Here is a 14962-nt window from a genome sequence, read left to right as displayed (position 1 = left end):
CTTCTATCTTCTATCTTCTACAATCCGCCCCTACCTTCTAGTCTGCAGTCGTCTATGAGGCTTGATATAAAACAAGTGCATTATTGAGTTCAAATAGCTACCTTTATACATATAAGGATAAAGATGATATTTAATCACTCGCAAATAAATGGAACAGAAAATGGGAGAGGCAAATGGATAAAGCACTGCAAACCATGATTGATAACATGCCGGAAAAAACCGGCAAGTCATTACCAGAGTGGCTCGACATACTTGCACAGCAGAATATTGAAAAGCATGGAATGGCAGTTAAATATTTAAAAACCGAACATGGAGTAACCCATGGCTTTGCCAATACGATTGTGACCTTATCAAAACAAAAAGATGAGTCTACTGATGAGTTAGTTACCCAACAATATCAAGGCAAAGAAGCACTGACGCCAATTTACGATTTACTGATTTCTATTGTAAGCAACTTTGGCCAAGACGTAGTAATAACCCCTAAAAAAGCGACAGTGAGCATCATTAGGAAAAAACAATTTGCCCTGATAAAACCAGCCACCAAAACCCGTATCGATCTTGGCTTAAAAATTAAAGATACCGAGCCCCAAGGTTGCCTAGAAGACTCAGGGCCTTTTGGCGCAATGTGTAGCCACCGCATACAGCTCAAAGATATTAGTGATGTGAATGATGAAGTAAAACAATGGCTACAACTTGCTTATCAGCAATCGGTTTAATGCTCACTTGTACCAGCTCACTTGTACCAGCTCATTTGTACTAGTTCATTTGTAAAAGCTGACTTTAATGGTCGATAGCTTGAAATGGAGCTAATGAGCTAACTTCATTTCAAGCAAAGGATTTTGCGGGTTTTGACTAAAGTGCTCACTCTCTTCGACTGCGCCACAATGCTCAAAACTTAGTTTTTCTAAGATACGAATAGAGCCTTTATTTTGGCTGGCAACCTCAGCAATAATCGGCCTTTTAGAATGGCTTTTAACAAATATGCTTACTGCTTGACTGGCTATGCCCTTGCCCCAAAACTCACGTCCGAGCCAATAACCTAAAAACCAATCAGGGTGGGCGCTAGCCGCATTCATCGACCATAACAGCACACTGCCCACCAGCACGTCATCTGCGATTATTCCCTGGGCAAAAACATCCTCTCGGCCTAATACATTGGTGCGCCAATGTTCAAAAAAGCTGTCTCGATCTCTTGCTGGAAAGTCCGCCATTTGATTAGCGACTGGATCATCTTGAAATTGATAAAGTGCCTCTAAATCTGCTTCGGTTAAATCTCTAAGTTGGATCAACATGAATTATCCTTATTCATTTCAGCAAAGCTCTTGTTTTAAGCTCGTGTTTAAAGCTTATGTTAATAGATTATTTTCAAAGCCCATTTCATCACCCTACTTAAGAAAGTTCAGTAAAAATGATAAACTGCTCTGCTTTTTTAGACTGCTGTTTTACAATACACCCAATTGCCTAATGCTAAATAAAATTGAATTGAAAGCAAGTCTGTTTTCAATCTGTTCTTAGCTGCTTTTTAAATTTTTAATAGGACGACCCAAGTGACCGACTCATCAATGCGCCTTAATAAATACATCAGTGAAAGTGGCATATGTTCACGCCGTGATGCCGACCGTTTTATTGAGCAAGGCAATGTGTTTATCAATGGTAAACGTGCACAAGTGGGCGACCAAGTTTCTTTTGGCGATAAAGTTAAAGTAAACGGCCAAGATATTGAGCCAAGAGATGCTGAAGATTTGGTGTTTATCGCACTGAATAAACCTGTCGGTATTGTCAGTACCACAGAAGGCACTGAGCGAGACAACATTGTTGATTTCGTCAATCACTCCACCCGTATTTTCCCTATTGGCCGCTTAGATAAAGACTCCCAAGGTTTGATCTTTTTGACCAATAACGGCGACTTAGTTAATAAAATCCTCCGTGCTGGGAATAATCACGATAAAGAATATATTGTCACGGTGAATAAACCAATTACTGATGACTTCATTAAAGGCATGGGCGCTGGCGTACCTATTCTTGGCGTAGTGACTAAAAAATGTAAGGTTGAACAAGTCTCGCCTTACGCATTCAAAATTGTGCTTGTACAAGGTCTTAACCGTCAAATTCGCCGCATGTGTGAATATTTCAATTTTGAAGTCACTAAGCTTGAACGTCAGCAAATCATGAATGTCAGCCTAAAAGGGCTACCGATTGGCGAATGGCGTGACTTAGACAAACAAGAATTAGATGTGTTATTTGAGATGATCAAAGACTCATCATCTGAAGACAAAAAAGCAGCACCAAAGAAAAAGCCTAAACCTAAGCCCAAAACAGCTTCAGAGCGTGGAAAGATTGAAGGGCCAGAGCACTTTATGCAGCATAACCGCAGCACCAAACATAAAGGCCAAGCAAAAGGTGGCGGCAAAGGCCAAACCAAAGGTCAAGCTAAGGGAGCTGGTAAAGCTAGCGGCAAAGGTAAACCAAGTGGTGGCCGTAAGCCAAATCGCGCGCGTTAATAACGAGTTACAGCTGATATAAATAGGGCGCCAGTAGCAATACTGGCGCCCTACTTTTTTAGATTTGATAACAAAGTTATTTGCCTAATAAAAACGTCATCGGAATATTCAAACGTTCAGCCCAATCACTTTCATTATGGGCTTTACCTTTAAAGAAGTGGGTTTGCCAAAGGGCTTTATCATAGCCTGAAGTCTCAAACAGTTTATCTACCTCAGCCTGCAAAGGCGGATACATGGCATCTAAAGTTTGATCGCCATAATCAAAATACAATTTCACTTGGGGATTAGTGGCAATCTGTTTAGCCAAATACTGGTTAAACACTTGCGGGATAGGGTTATCTTCAGCAGCGAAAGAGCCTGGCCAATGAGTCGATAAGCAAGCCGCACCGCCAAAGACTTGTGGATATTCTAACGCTGTATACCAAGAGATTAATCCGCCCATACTTGAGCCCATAATGAAGGTATTTTGCTTATCCGTTGCCACCTTAAAATGTTCATCGATATAGGGCTTTAACTCAGTAACGATAAACTCAGCATACTTATCAGAATACACAGCTTGAGCTAATAGCTTTTCAGTTGCATTGCGCTGGGTTTGATACAAACTGGTTTGCGTGTCAGCAGTTAATGATTCAAAAGGTTTTTGCGGAAAATATTCGCTATGACGAGACTGCTCGGCATTATGAATCCCCACAACAATAAACGGCTTAATATCTTTACTCTTATTAAGACTTGCTGCGGTTTCATCGACTTCCCAAGCAGTACCATTCCATGATTGATTCGCATCATATAACACCTTGCCATCATGCATATACACCACGGCATAAGGCGCTTTAGCGGGGTAATCCTCTGGCAGCCACACATCAATAGGGCGTGGTTTTATCAGCTCAAATGGTAAGGCTTGCGCATCTAATCGCTGCAGTTTTCCATCAGACACGTTAGGCAAAACGTCATCGGCTCGAACAGCAGTCGATGTGACTGTCATTATCATTGCGCATGAGAGCAACACAAGCATCATCAGCGCTTTGATTTTCTTAGTGTAAAACGAGGGTGCTATACTCTGAAAAATATTCTGAAAGCCACTTTTAAAACCGCTCTTAAAACCAAAGCAAATAAGATTATAAGTGTTAATGAGTGAAGTCTTCATTGACTATCCTGTTCACCATACTTGTGTGTTTAACCTACAACACTTGATGTAAAAACATAAGTATTAACCTACCACTTCATACGTATTCAACTTCGTCACCAATTGAAATCTCTTAAATTAAGCAGCTGTGATTACACGATAATTAATCTATCAACGCCTACTAATTATCCTGTTTATCTTCAGCTTTCATCCGCTCAACATCTTCTTTGCTGAGTCCTATCGCTTCTGGCATATAACAGGTTTTCACCAACTGAAACATTTGCACTAAAGAGCTCAATTGCCCTGCATGCATTTGCAGGTTCAATAACGCCATTGCGGCGCCTAGTTCATCACCATCAGCAATCTCAGGCACGTTACTTAACGCTTTATTGGCTTGCGTAAGCTGAGTAATCATACCTTGGTATTCTGTGACCTTTTCAGGCAGATAACAGGTCGACGTTTCAGGGAGTTGCGCTAAAAAGTGTTCGAACTCAGCCACAAACAAGTTGGCTTCAATGAGAGTTTCATTCCCCAATAATTGCAGTTGCTGCACCTTACCACTGTTAAACACCGCGCTAGCACTCTTGCCCGCTTCAGCCATTTGATTAAAGTCATCCATTAACTTGACCTGCATGTCTGAAAGTAACTGACTTCTTTGTGCAATAGGCCTGACTTTGGCATCAAATTCGAGCATTGCTGCTCGGTTATCGGCATAAGCATTAATACTCAGCCCAGCCATGAGTATTGTTACAGCAACATACTTAGCAAATGTCATTTGAATGGTTTCCTTAAAAATGTAGTGCTGGCACTCTGAGTGCCATTAAACGAGTTAATTCATAGTCACAGAATACCAAAAAAGTGAATAGGATTTTAAAATAACAGTATCCTTTTTTACTCTTTCAAATACGGACATAATTAACAATGAAGGCTAATTCTATTGATGCTAACTCCCCCGCTGAATATAGCGATATCGACATATTTGATACAGTGATGACTTTAATTACTCATATTTCTAGAATTACATCACTAAGTATTATTTATATAATAATTAATAGCTTATAGAATACGAAAGTCGTTACTCAACTGGTTAAGTTTGAGTACTTTATATTCAAGGATTAGGAAAATAAAATGGATTTTACCCCCAATTGGCGCCCGTCAATCATTGCGGCTGCGCTTTCAATTGCATTAGTTGGTTGTGGCTCATCAGACTCTGATGACAGCGCTCCAGAACAAGACAAGAATATTGCACCTCAAATAACTTCTTCGGCAATCGTTACTGCGATTGAAGATATAGCATATAGCTATCAAATTACTGTGACAGATCCTGACGACAGTAATAATGGAACAGATCTAAACTATGAATTAACCAACGCGCCTGAAGGCATGCTTATATCAGATATGGGGCTCATTACTTGGACGCCAATTGAAGGAGTTCTGACATCAGGAACTGTGACAATAAGTGCTTCTGATGGTGGTGAAGACGGTGCCACTGCTGCAACTCAAAATTTTGAAGTCATTGTTACACCTGTCAATGATAGCCCTTTGATAACTTCCACCCTAATGCTGACCGCAGTAGAAGACACACGGTATACATCTCAAGTGGTTGTAGAAGACAGTGATGACCTATTAGAAGGCTTAAATTTTTCGTTAGAAAATGCACCAGAAGGCATGGTTATTGATGCGACTGGACTTGTTTCATGGACACCAACTGAAGGTGTTCTTACTTCTGGCGAAGTAACTCTAACAGTCGCAGACGGTGGTGAAGATAACGCTGTTGCTGCAACAGATATATTTGAAGTCATTGTTACACCAGTCAATGACGCTCCAACGGTATCGTTAATAACAGAACAAACCGTTAATGCGGGTGAGACATTTACATACCAATTAGCGGTATCTGATGTTGATGATTTAAATGTTGAAAATGATATTAGCTTTGAAATGATTTCTGGCCCAGCAGAATTAACCATTTCTGCAACAGGCTTAATCAGTTATAACTCTACTGTAACTGAGACCACATTAACTGATATATCCATTAGCGTGGCTGATGGTGGTGAAGATGGCGCTGTACCTGCAATCGTTAGCTTTAGTCTTGATGAGAAGTTTTTTGTGGCTGTTTCAGGTAGCACAATCAACTACTTCAATGGCGAAAACATTGTTGACAGTTCCGTCATGCTATCTAACGGTTATACCCAGTCGCAACTGGCCACTTCTGATGCTGATGGAAATTTTTCAATCTTAATTCAAGATACTGAAATAACTGATCGCTTAACTTTATCTGCTGATGCAACTGGTTTCGCTGAAGCAGCCATTAGCTTCTCTAGTTCAGAATTAGCTCAAGCACACAACTTACTCTTATTACCTGTACATCAGACGGTAAGTTTTGATGCCTCACAGGTTAATGAACTCAGTGTTGAAGATACATTATTAGTCACTTTACCTGAAGATAGCCTAGTTAATGCCAATGGCGATTTAGCTGAAACTGCAGTTCTCGCTGAGCTAACAATCATTAACCCTGCCATTGATATAGAAATGATGCCAGGTGACATGTTGACCATAAATGAAGCTGGCGAGATTGTGCCGATTGAATCATTTGGCGCAATTACCGTTAGCTTTGAAGATGAAAATGGTAATCCACTACAACTCGCCGAGGGGAAAACTGCAGAAATTCGAATTCCTGCAGTCGGTAGCTTCCCCCCTAGCACTATTCCACTTTATTACTTTGATGAAATATCGGGGTTATGGGTTGAAGAAGGCGAAGCAACTCTAATGAATGACAACGGACAATCTTATTACGCAGGTAATGTGAGCCATTTCACCACTTGGAATGCTGATAGAATTTATGAAACCGTATTCATCAATGGCTGTGTTGCAGATGTTGAAGGCACTCGTCTTACAAGCGCTAGATTAAATTCAGATGGCCGAGATTATTTTGGACGCTCTGTCACTTACTCTGACTCAAATGGTGATTTTAGCTTGCCAGTACGTCAAAACTCTTCAATGTTAATCGGCGCATCATTGGGCTTTCAGAGTAGAACAGAAATAATGGCAACAGGAAGCGAGGATATCACTTTGCCTGAGTGTCTAGTGCTTTCTGAAGCATTAACGAAAATCACCTTAAATTGGGGGGAAGCGCCTCGGGATTTAGATTCACACCTCTTTATTAGCCAAGGTGATACTGAACTAGGACATGTTTATTTTGGAAATCGTGAAGTGACTATTGAAAGTAGTGTCATTTATCTTGATGTTGATGACATCACAAGCTATGGACCTGAAGTTATTTCAATACCTAGCTATCCTGTTGCGGGTGTTTATGATTACTTCGTTTATAACTACTCTAGCTCACCAGCGATAGACCCAGCAACGACTCGAGTAGAAGTTATTTTTAATAATGAGCAATACTTATTTACTCCACCAACAGAAGATATCACTCTATGGTGGCATGTTGCTCAAATAGAGAAGTCTGCTGAAGGCATTCTAACATTTACTCCGATGAATGAATGGGTCGACGCGCCAGACAGAACGCCGCAATCTTTGTCTTTGCCTTCGTCTTATTCGACTCAAGCTGCACCACTAAAAGCGTTGCCTTTAAAAGCAATAGATTCATTAGTGAATGAGCTGATTAACAGTAAATATTACGTCAAATAGTATTAGCTTAGTTCGCTTTCAATTAGGAAATAGCTTTAAAAGGGTTTAGTTCATCAATTAAATCCTTTAGTCATCCAGATTGAAACGTACACAAATTTATTGTCGGTTAAAGCCATGCGCCCGTATTTGTACGGGCGCATTTACTGTTGGACCCTTAATATGTTTTCACCATTTATATCAACCAAAATGACAAAATCAGTCTTTATTGCACTCATTATTTCAGTCTCTATTCCTATACAGGCAAAAATTAAAGCGCCACTATTTAATCCACCTGAAGAGGTGAAAAAAACGGAAAGTTTAGTCCGTAACTACAGTCCTTATTCGTTGATTAATCAAACGGTGAAGTCGATTAACGCTTTACCAGTAGAAGGCAGATTGACACGAATTAATTATCGCTTAGACCCGAAATTTACACCTCATAACTTACACAATAATTATCTTGAGCAAATTAAGGACTTAGGCGGTGAAATTATTTTTAGCTGTATTAATAACGCCTGTGGCAAAGAGTCGAAACTTAAAAATTTTATTAAGCCAATTGACACTGTCGGTGGTCGTAACCCTGCCTTAACCACCACAAAAATAACACTTGAAAGCCGTGATGTGTACGTATCGATATACATCAGTGACTGGAAAAAAGCCACTAATATTCAATTGGATATCATTGAAGTTATTGATGAGCCCTTAGATATAATTGCTATTGATAAAGACTATCTAAAAGCTGAAGTGAGCGAAATTGCCGTAAAGGATAACAGTAGCAAGGATGAAAGAGGCTCGAGCGATCACCCGATGCTCACTCGAATTCCAGGGGCTTACATTCAAGACTATAAGACCTTTCAATTTGGCCAAACCACTGTCGCTTCTAAAAAAGTCGGTAAGAAATTCACCACAGAAGTCATTGAAGGGAAAATTACCGATATTGCTTATCGATTACCTCGCAGCTATTCAGAATACGAAGTGGATGCAAACTATCAAGCTGCACTTAACAAGCTAGGGTTTATCGAGACTTTTAGCTGTATTGCAAAAGAATGTGGAACCGATAGCAAGTTCCAAAGACACTTCAATGCACTCGCCACAAACGGCACCACAGAAAGCCAATTCTATCGCCTTTATTCACTAAAAAAGCCAACAGGCAATGTGTATGTGATGACGTACATAATTGGTTATATTAATGGCCTTTCGAGCGAATTACGGATCATTGAAGAAAATACATTAAACACTGAACGCTTAACCATTGATTTAGATGGCCTAACAGACAAAATAGCGCAAACAGGCCATGTTGCGCTTGATGGCCTATTGTTTGAATTCGACAGTGACAAACTGATGCCAGAGGCAATGGAGGTTATAAAAGTGGTTGCAGAGTATCTTACAAGTCACCCTAAACAAGGTTTCTATGTTGTTGGCCACACTGACGATCAAGGCGGGCAAAGTTATAATAAAGCGCTGTCAGAAAAACGCGCCAAAGCGGTTAGAAATACACTAATAAATGACTTTAATATTAAGCCTTCTCAAGTTGAATCAGCAGGGCTTGGTGAATATGCGCCTGTTGCTAGCAATATGAATGATACTGGTAAAACACAAAATCGCCGAGTCGAGCTGGTGCTGAGATCAGATAGTAAATAAGCCCTGTGATTACAGACACAAAAAACCAGCATCTCTGCTGGTTTTTTTATCAATAACTTTCAGGTAAATAATCTCAATTACATTACAACTAACTCACCTTAAACTGCCCGACTTGTTCACTTAGTTGCTGTGACAAATCATTCATTTGCACACTAGCCACATGTGATTGGTCTGCATTAGTGACGGTTAATCTGGCTTCATCACTAATATTGACAATATTACGGTTAATCTCTTCACTTACCGCTGTTTGCTCTTCTGCTGCTGTGGCAATTTGAGTGGCCATATTCGCAATTAAGGCAACCGATTGAGTAATACTGGATAATGCTTCGCCCGCTTTAGCGGCCTGTTCAGTGCTTTGTACAGCTTGCTGACGGCTTGAATCCATCACTGTCACCGCATCTTGAACACCTTTCTGAAGTTGACCAATCATTTGTTGAATTTGATTAGTAGAATCTTGTGTTCGTTTCGATAACGTTCTTACTTCATCAGCAACAACGGCAAAGCCTCGTCCATGTTCGCCTGCTCTTGCAGCTTCAATTGCCGCATTTAACGCGAGTAAGTTGGTTTGCTCTGAAATGCTACGAATCACATCTAGAATACTGCCTATATTATCTGCGTTATCTTGTAATTGCTGAAGCGCATTGGCAGCTTGCTCCACCCCATTACTCAGTTGTTCGATGGAAGTAATGGTTTGTTGAACAATTTTATCCCCCTGTAAAGCCTGCGTATCTGAATCTTTTGCTGCTTGAGCTGCAAGCTCGGCGTTATTGGCCACTTCAATAACTGTTGCCTGCATTTGATTCATCGCTGTGGCAACTTGTTCAGTCTCGCCTTGAAGACGTTGCATCCCTTCTAAGGTTTCACTACTCGATGCCTTTAGCTGCACACTTGCAGTGCCCAATTGCTGTGTATCGCTACTAAAGTCCGTGATAAGCGTACGAATATTTCGGACAAAAAGATTAAAACTTCCAGCGACTTCTGCTATTTCACTTTGGCCGCTGTCATCTAAAGAAACGGTAAGATCTTTAGAACCAGAAGCCACATTGCGCATTGATGTATCTAAAGCTGTGAGTGGGGTTAAAATATTTCGATATAGTATCGATAAAATCACAAGTATGAATAAGCCAATGGCTAAGCTCCCCCATAGTTGAACAGTTGTCGCATTATCTGTGGCGTTTAAGGTTTCTTTTACCGCTAAGGAAAACTTGTGGTCTAATTCTTGAGCCAATTCATCTAAATTAGTCGCTAATGTTGACGATGCATCATCAAAACCACCCTCACCTTTCATTAACAAGTTTCCTGCTTCAGTTCCTTCGTTCAAATATGCATCAGCCATATTTTCACCAGAAACATACAAGTCTTGTACCTGTTGTTTAATGCCTTGGGCTTGTACCGAATATTCAGGGGATATTTTTGAGAGTTTATCTAGGTTTGTTAAGGCTGCATTCAAGCTCTCATAAGCTTCAGATTTAGCTTCGTCACTTTTAGTGGCGCCCACATCGGTTAGAAACTGTTGAATTTGCACCACGTAATATCGCGTATCTTTTAAAGCGAATACGGTATTAACCTGTTTCTCTTCATTTAATATACTTTCATGGATGAAAGATTGTTGTGAATTACTTACCCAAGCTAAAATAATTAAAGCCAATAGAGATAACGTAATTGTTACTTGAAGCATTCTCTTAATGGAGACATCAATACTCATAAACATACCTGTAAATTCATCAACTGAGTTATTTCATCACAATAGCCGTTATTGAAATGGCAGACAGTGATTTAGCCCCAGTTAAGCGATAACCATTGCTAAATTAGCGCTCTAAGCACTAATCAATTCCTCATATTCATCGACCTAATAAGCAATTGCTTTAATAGTAAAAAACTAATAATGGTTATTTCAATATTTTGAACTTCCCTAAAACAAAAAAACCAGCATCTCTGCTGGTTTTTTCTTATGTTAAAACAACATTATCGAGACAGATTAAGCTGTTTTCACTTTCCAGTTTACCGTTTCGCCCGCAAAGAATGGTACGATTGGGTTCTGATTTGGCAAGATGATTTGCTCAGGAACAACCCACTCTTCTTTAACTAAGGTCACTGTACCTGTATTGCGCGGCAGGCCATAAAAGTCTGCACCATGTAAGCTGGCAAAGCCTTCTAACTTATCTAACGCACCTAAGTCATCAAATACTTGGGCGTAAAGCTCTAATGCAGACCATGCGCTGTAACAACCCGCACAGCCACAGGCTGATTCTTTACGGTGCTTTTCATGGGGCGCTGAATCTGTGCCTAAAAAGAACTTACTTGAACCCGTTGCCACAGCCGCTTGCAATGCTTGCTGATGAATATTGCGCTTCAGCACCGGTAAGCAAAAGTTATGTGGACGTACGCCGCCAACCAATAAGTCATTACGGTTTAACAATAAATGCTGCGGGGTAATCGTTGCTGCAATATTGCTTGGCGCTGATGCCACAAACTCAGCAGCATCTTTAGTGGTGATATGTTCAAACACGATTTTAAGCGTTGGCATGGCTTCAACAATGCGCGCCATATAGCGATCGATAAACTCTTTTTCGCGATCAAAGATATCAATGTGCGATTCAGTCACTTCACCATGCACCAGCAATAACATGCCTTGCTCTGCCATCACTTCAAAGATTGGAAATAATGCATCTAATGCTTTAACCGCAGCATCAGAGTTAGTGGTGGCTCCTGCTGGGTATAATTTTGCTGCAACAACGCCTGCCGCTTTGGCATCAATGATGTCTTGCGCAGTGGTATTGTTGGTCAAAAATAGCGTCATTAATGGCTCGAACGAGCTACCTTGCGGACGCGCAGCTAAAATACGTTCACGATAAGCTGAAACCATCGTAGCGTCAGTAACAGGTGGCACTAAATTTGGCATCACAATAGCGCGCTGAAATAAACGAGCGGTGGCTGGTACGGTTTCAGCTAACATGTCTCCATCACGGAAATGAAGGTGCCAATCGTCCGGCGTAGTAATAGTGATTTGCGTCATTTAGGTTCCCTAAAAATCGATAACGAATAATTGCGCGCTATTGTGCCTGAAAACCCGTTTTCTTGATAGACACGTTATTTAAACGCTGACTTTGCTACAGCAAAAAATCCCTACAGTTATTACTGTAATCACAAGTTATTTATCAATCACAAGATTGTATTTTTGTCATGACTCCGTGCTAAATTAAATCAACAACACGATTTGATATTGACGCATAATGCAAAACACAACTAGAGCTAGTCGTTCGGTAAGCTTATCGTTATAAAGGGAATTTTATACGTGCATCATTTTTCGCTTTCCAAAATCACCTTAGCCACAGCCTTACTGCTATCCGGTCAAAGCGCTCAGGCCAATATCGACTTTTTTGATCCCATTGATGGCTACTTTGATGCGGGTGAATACCTTGCAGAAAACGCCTACGGTTTTTTACCTGTGCCTAGCATTATTACTGAACCCTCTGTTGGCACAGGTTTACTATTGATGGGGATTTTCCTCCATGAGACGCCCGAACAAACTGAGCTACGCCAGCAAGTCGCAAAAGAGTCAGTGGATGGCGGTGCCCAGCTCCTTACACCCGGTATTTCGGCAGCAGGGATTGGCGCTACCGATAATGGCTCAAAGTTTGGCTTTTTAGGCCACCGTGAAACCTGGAAGCAAGATCATATTCGCTATCTTGTCGGGGGTGGCTATGGCGATGTAAACATGAACTTTTATAGCCAAGCTGACTTTGGCCAAGATTTATCCCTAGATCTAAATATGCAAGGCTATGGCCTGATGCAAAAACTGCAATTTAGGTTATTTGATAGTTCAGTATTTCTAGGTGTGACCCAAAAATTTGCCCAGGTCGATTTAGCCAGTAATAAAGACACTTCATTATTACCGCCAGAGTTAGTCGATCGCCTCACTGACATAATCGATCTTTCCCCTACCGTGTCATCCCTTGGCGCCGTGCTGCAATACGACAGCTTAAATAACTTTTTTATGCCCACCAGCGGTTATGACTACACTTTAGAATACGACTGGTTTAATACTGCCATCGGCAGTGATTACGACTACCAAACCATCAAAGCTACTGGGATTAACTATTGGCCACTCATAAAAGATGTCACCTTAGGCGTTAAGCTAAATTATCAAACCATCAGCAGTGATGTTCGCTTACCCATCTTCACTTACCCCTATATTGAAATGCGTGGTATTCCGCGAAACCGCTATCAAGGCGAAGCCGTTTCCACCGGCGAAGTTGAACTTATGTGGCGCATAACCCCAAGGTGGATGCTGTTATCTTTTGTCGGAGCTGGTCTTGCGGGCGACAGTAATAGCAACATGTGGGACAGCGACGAGCAAACCGCCTATGGCGCTGGCTTTCGCTACACTATAGCAAGGCGTTACGGTTTGCATATGGGGATTGATGTGGCTAAAGGCCCAGAAGATACCGCATGGTATATCAATGTCGGCACAGGGTTTTAACCCTGACCTATATCAAGTAAAAAATGAGTGTTTAATTAACTAAAACTAAAATTAAAACAAGAATACAGAGGCATATTGCGATGAATGACTTAACGGATTATCTAAAGACGGATAATAGACACTCTTCACTCTCACCAGTTATAAAATCGAATGCGTTTAAAGCAGCGCTGTTATCTGGTTTAACCATCTTGTCCTTAACCAGTGTTCAAGCCAATGTTCAAGCCAAGACTTTACCCATTGAACAAATCGTATTGCCTGCTGGTTTTAGTATTGATGTATATGCAGAGAATGTTGAAAATGCCCGCCAAATGGCATTGGGCGATAACGGTACTTTATTTGTCGGCAGTCGTCGTGCGGGCAATCTTTACGCATTAATCGACACGAATAAAGATTTTAAAGCCGACAAACAAATCGTACTCGCCAAGGACTTATTCTTGCCTTCTGGGATTACCTTTCATGATGGCAGTTTATATGTGGCAGAAGTCGATAAAATATGGCGTTATCGCGATATTGAAAAACACCTTCCCAATGTGCCAGAACCTGAACTCATCTATGACCAGCTGCCCGACAAATCTCATCACGGTTGGAAGTTCATCAAATTTGGACCTGATGGCAAACTGTATATTCCAGTCGGTGCCCCCTGTAATGTTTGCGACGATACGTTACCCTTCGCTTCAATCTTAAAGCTTGATGTTGATACCAAAGAAGCCACCATCGTCGCCAAAGGCGTGCGTAACAGTGTTGGCTTTGATTTTCACCCTGACACGGGCGAATTATGGTTTACCGATAATGGCCGCGACATGATGGGCGATGATTTGCCGGATGATGAGTTAAACCGCGTCAGTCAAGAAGGTCAGCATTTTGGTTTCCCTTATGTGCATAACGCTGACATTAAAGACCCAGAGTTTTATGATGCAGAAAAAGCCAAACTTAATACGCCACCAGCGCTAAACCTTGGCGCCCATGTGGCAGCATTAGGCATGGAGTTTTACCAAGGCGAGCTGTTTCCTGCTGAATATAAAGGCCGTATTTTCATTGCCCAACATGGTTCATGGAATCGTAGCAGCAAGGTCGGCTATCGCATCATGCAAGTGACGTTAGACGGTAATAAAGTAAGTGATTACCAACCGTTTGCCAAAGGTTGGCTGCAAGGTGAAGTCAGTTGGGGCAGACCAGTCGCAGTGCTCACCATGCCAGATGGTTCAATGCTGGTTTCTGATGATGCAGGGAATGCGGTTTATCGGATTAGTTATTCTGAAAACTAATCTGGTTCATTTTTTTTCCAAACTTCGTTTGGATTAATGCTCAGGTTCACTAACTTGGGGCTGAAGTCTCTGCAACTGAGATTTTCAAACTTCGTTTGGATAAACCTCATGGATGACTCTATTGATTTTGATTAATTTGAGTAATGGTATTTCCAAACTTCGTTTGGATTAACGTCGTGGATGGCTCTATTGATTTCGATTAATTTGAGTCACTGTATTTCCAAACTTCGTTTGGATTAACGTCGTGGGTAACTTTATTGATTTCGATTAAATCGAGTAACGGCATTTTCAAACTTCGTTTGAAGTAAATCAAAGTCGTGGCGCT

At 41.1% G+C, this 14962-nt stretch carries 11 protein-coding genes; 6 read left to right on the top strand and 5 right to left on the bottom strand.

The genetic code is table 11. The annotated features are described in order from the left end of the window. Window positions 1–173: 173 nt before the first annotated feature. On the top strand, window positions 174–716 hold the full coding sequence (locus AB4153_RS18305) for a DUF4287 domain-containing protein (protein WP_102529638.1): 543 nt from the start codon (window positions 174–176) through the stop codon (window positions 714–716). Between the two features lie 90 nt (window positions 717–806). Here the strand turns inward: AB4153_RS18305 and AB4153_RS18300 are convergent, their stop codons facing one another. Then, window positions 807–1292 (bottom strand): GNAT family N-acetyltransferase, encoded by a 486-nt coding sequence (locus tag AB4153_RS18300; protein WP_371998321.1) that lies wholly within the window; start codon window positions 1290–1292, stop codon window positions 807–809. A gap of 255 nt (window positions 1293–1547) precedes the next feature. Here AB4153_RS18300 and rluF point away from each other — a divergent pair, with 255 nt between their 5' ends. Beyond that, on the top strand, window positions 1548–2501 hold the full coding sequence (rluF, locus tag AB4153_RS18295) for a 23S rRNA pseudouridine(2604) synthase RluF (protein ID WP_371998320.1): 954 nt from the start codon (window positions 1548–1550) through the stop codon (window positions 2499–2501). Between the two features lie 76 nt (window positions 2502–2577). Here rluF and AB4153_RS18290 read toward each other — a convergent pair whose 3' ends face one another. Beyond that, window positions 2578–3483, bottom strand: coding sequence for an alpha/beta hydrolase (locus tag AB4153_RS18290; protein WP_371998319.1), 906 nt, complete (start codon window positions 3481–3483; stop codon window positions 2578–2580). A gap of 322 nt (window positions 3484–3805) precedes the next feature. Then, window positions 3806–4399, bottom strand: a complete 594-nt coding sequence (locus AB4153_RS18285; RefSeq protein WP_371998318.1) for a hypothetical protein — start codon at window positions 4397–4399, stop codon at window positions 3806–3808. 353 nt (window positions 4400–4752) lie between these two features. Between AB4153_RS18285 and AB4153_RS18280 the strand changes: the two genes are divergently transcribed. Both AB4153_RS18280 and AB4153_RS18275 read left to right on the top strand, forming a co-directional pair. After that, a complete protein-coding gene (locus tag AB4153_RS18280; RefSeq protein ID WP_371998317.1) occupies window positions 4753–7269 on the top strand; it encodes a putative Ig domain-containing protein in 2517 nt (838 codons plus the stop codon). Between the two features lie 159 nt (window positions 7270–7428). Then, the gene (locus AB4153_RS18275) at window positions 7429–8889 is read left to right on the top strand and encodes an OmpA family protein (protein WP_303515546.1); all 1461 of its coding nucleotides are present in this window, start codon (window positions 7429–7431) and stop codon (window positions 8887–8889) included. 88 nt (window positions 8890–8977) lie between these two features. On the opposite strand, the gene AB4153_RS18270 is transcribed toward AB4153_RS18275, so the two are convergent. Both AB4153_RS18270 and pyrC read right to left on the bottom strand, forming a co-directional pair. Then, a complete protein-coding gene (locus AB4153_RS18270; protein ID WP_371998316.1) occupies window positions 8978–10594 on the bottom strand; it encodes a methyl-accepting chemotaxis protein in 1617 nt (538 codons plus the stop codon). A 273-nt stretch (window positions 10595–10867) separates the two neighbouring features. Then, complete coding sequence (gene pyrC, locus AB4153_RS18265) at window positions 10868–11905, bottom strand: dihydroorotase (RefSeq protein ID WP_229372046.1); 1038 nt, start codon at window positions 11903–11905, stop codon at window positions 10868–10870. Between the two features lie 279 nt (window positions 11906–12184). Here pyrC and AB4153_RS18260 point away from each other — a divergent pair, with 279 nt between their 5' ends. Together AB4153_RS18260 and AB4153_RS18255 are read left to right on the top strand one after the other, a co-directional pair. After that, the gene (locus tag AB4153_RS18260) at window positions 12185–13372 is read left to right on the top strand and encodes a BamA/TamA family outer membrane protein (protein ID WP_371998315.1); all 1188 of its coding nucleotides are present in this window, start codon (window positions 12185–12187) and stop codon (window positions 13370–13372) included. An 80-nt stretch (window positions 13373–13452) separates the two neighbouring features. After that, complete coding sequence (locus AB4153_RS18255) at window positions 13453–14637, top strand: sorbosone dehydrogenase family protein (RefSeq protein ID WP_371998314.1); 1185 nt, start codon at window positions 13453–13455, stop codon at window positions 14635–14637. The last annotated feature ends 325 nt before the right edge of the window (window positions 14638–14962 follow it).

This window comes from Shewanella sp. 10N.286.52.E4 (assembly GCF_041468785.1).
Taxonomy (GTDB): Bacteria; Pseudomonadota; Gammaproteobacteria; order Enterobacterales; family Shewanellaceae; genus Shewanella; species Shewanella electrodiphila.
This window is presented reverse-complemented; position numbering and strand designations above follow the sequence as displayed.

Coding starts and splice junctions, on each gene's coding strand:
- AB4153_RS18305 (WP_102529638.1), top strand. CDS start 174: ATGGATAAAGCACTGCAAACCATGATTGATAACATGCCGGAAAAAACC.
- AB4153_RS18300 (WP_371998321.1), bottom strand. CDS start 1,292: ATGTTGATCCAACTTAGAGATTTAACCGAAGCAGATTTAGAGGCACTT.
- AB4153_RS18290 (WP_371998319.1), bottom strand. CDS start 3,483: ATGACAGTCACATCGACTGCTGTTCGAGCCGATGACGTTTTGCCTAAC.
- AB4153_RS18285 (WP_371998318.1), bottom strand. CDS start 4,399: ATGACATTTGCTAAGTATGTTGCTGTAACAATACTCATGGCTGGGCTG.
- AB4153_RS18280 (WP_371998317.1), top strand. CDS start 4,753: ATGGATTTTACCCCCAATTGGCGCCCGTCAATCATTGCGGCTGCGCTT.
- AB4153_RS18275 (WP_303515546.1), top strand. CDS start 7,429: ATGTTTTCACCATTTATATCAACCAAAATGACAAAATCAGTCTTTATT.
- AB4153_RS18270 (WP_371998316.1), bottom strand. CDS start 10,594: ATGAGTATTGATGTCTCCATTAAGAGAATGCTTCAAGTAACAATTACG.
- pyrC (WP_229372046.1), bottom strand. CDS start 11,905: ATGACGCAAATCACTATTACTACGCCGGACGATTGGCACCTTCATTTC.
- AB4153_RS18255 (WP_371998314.1), top strand. CDS start 13,453: ATGAATGACTTAACGGATTATCTAAAGACGGATAATAGACACTCTTCA.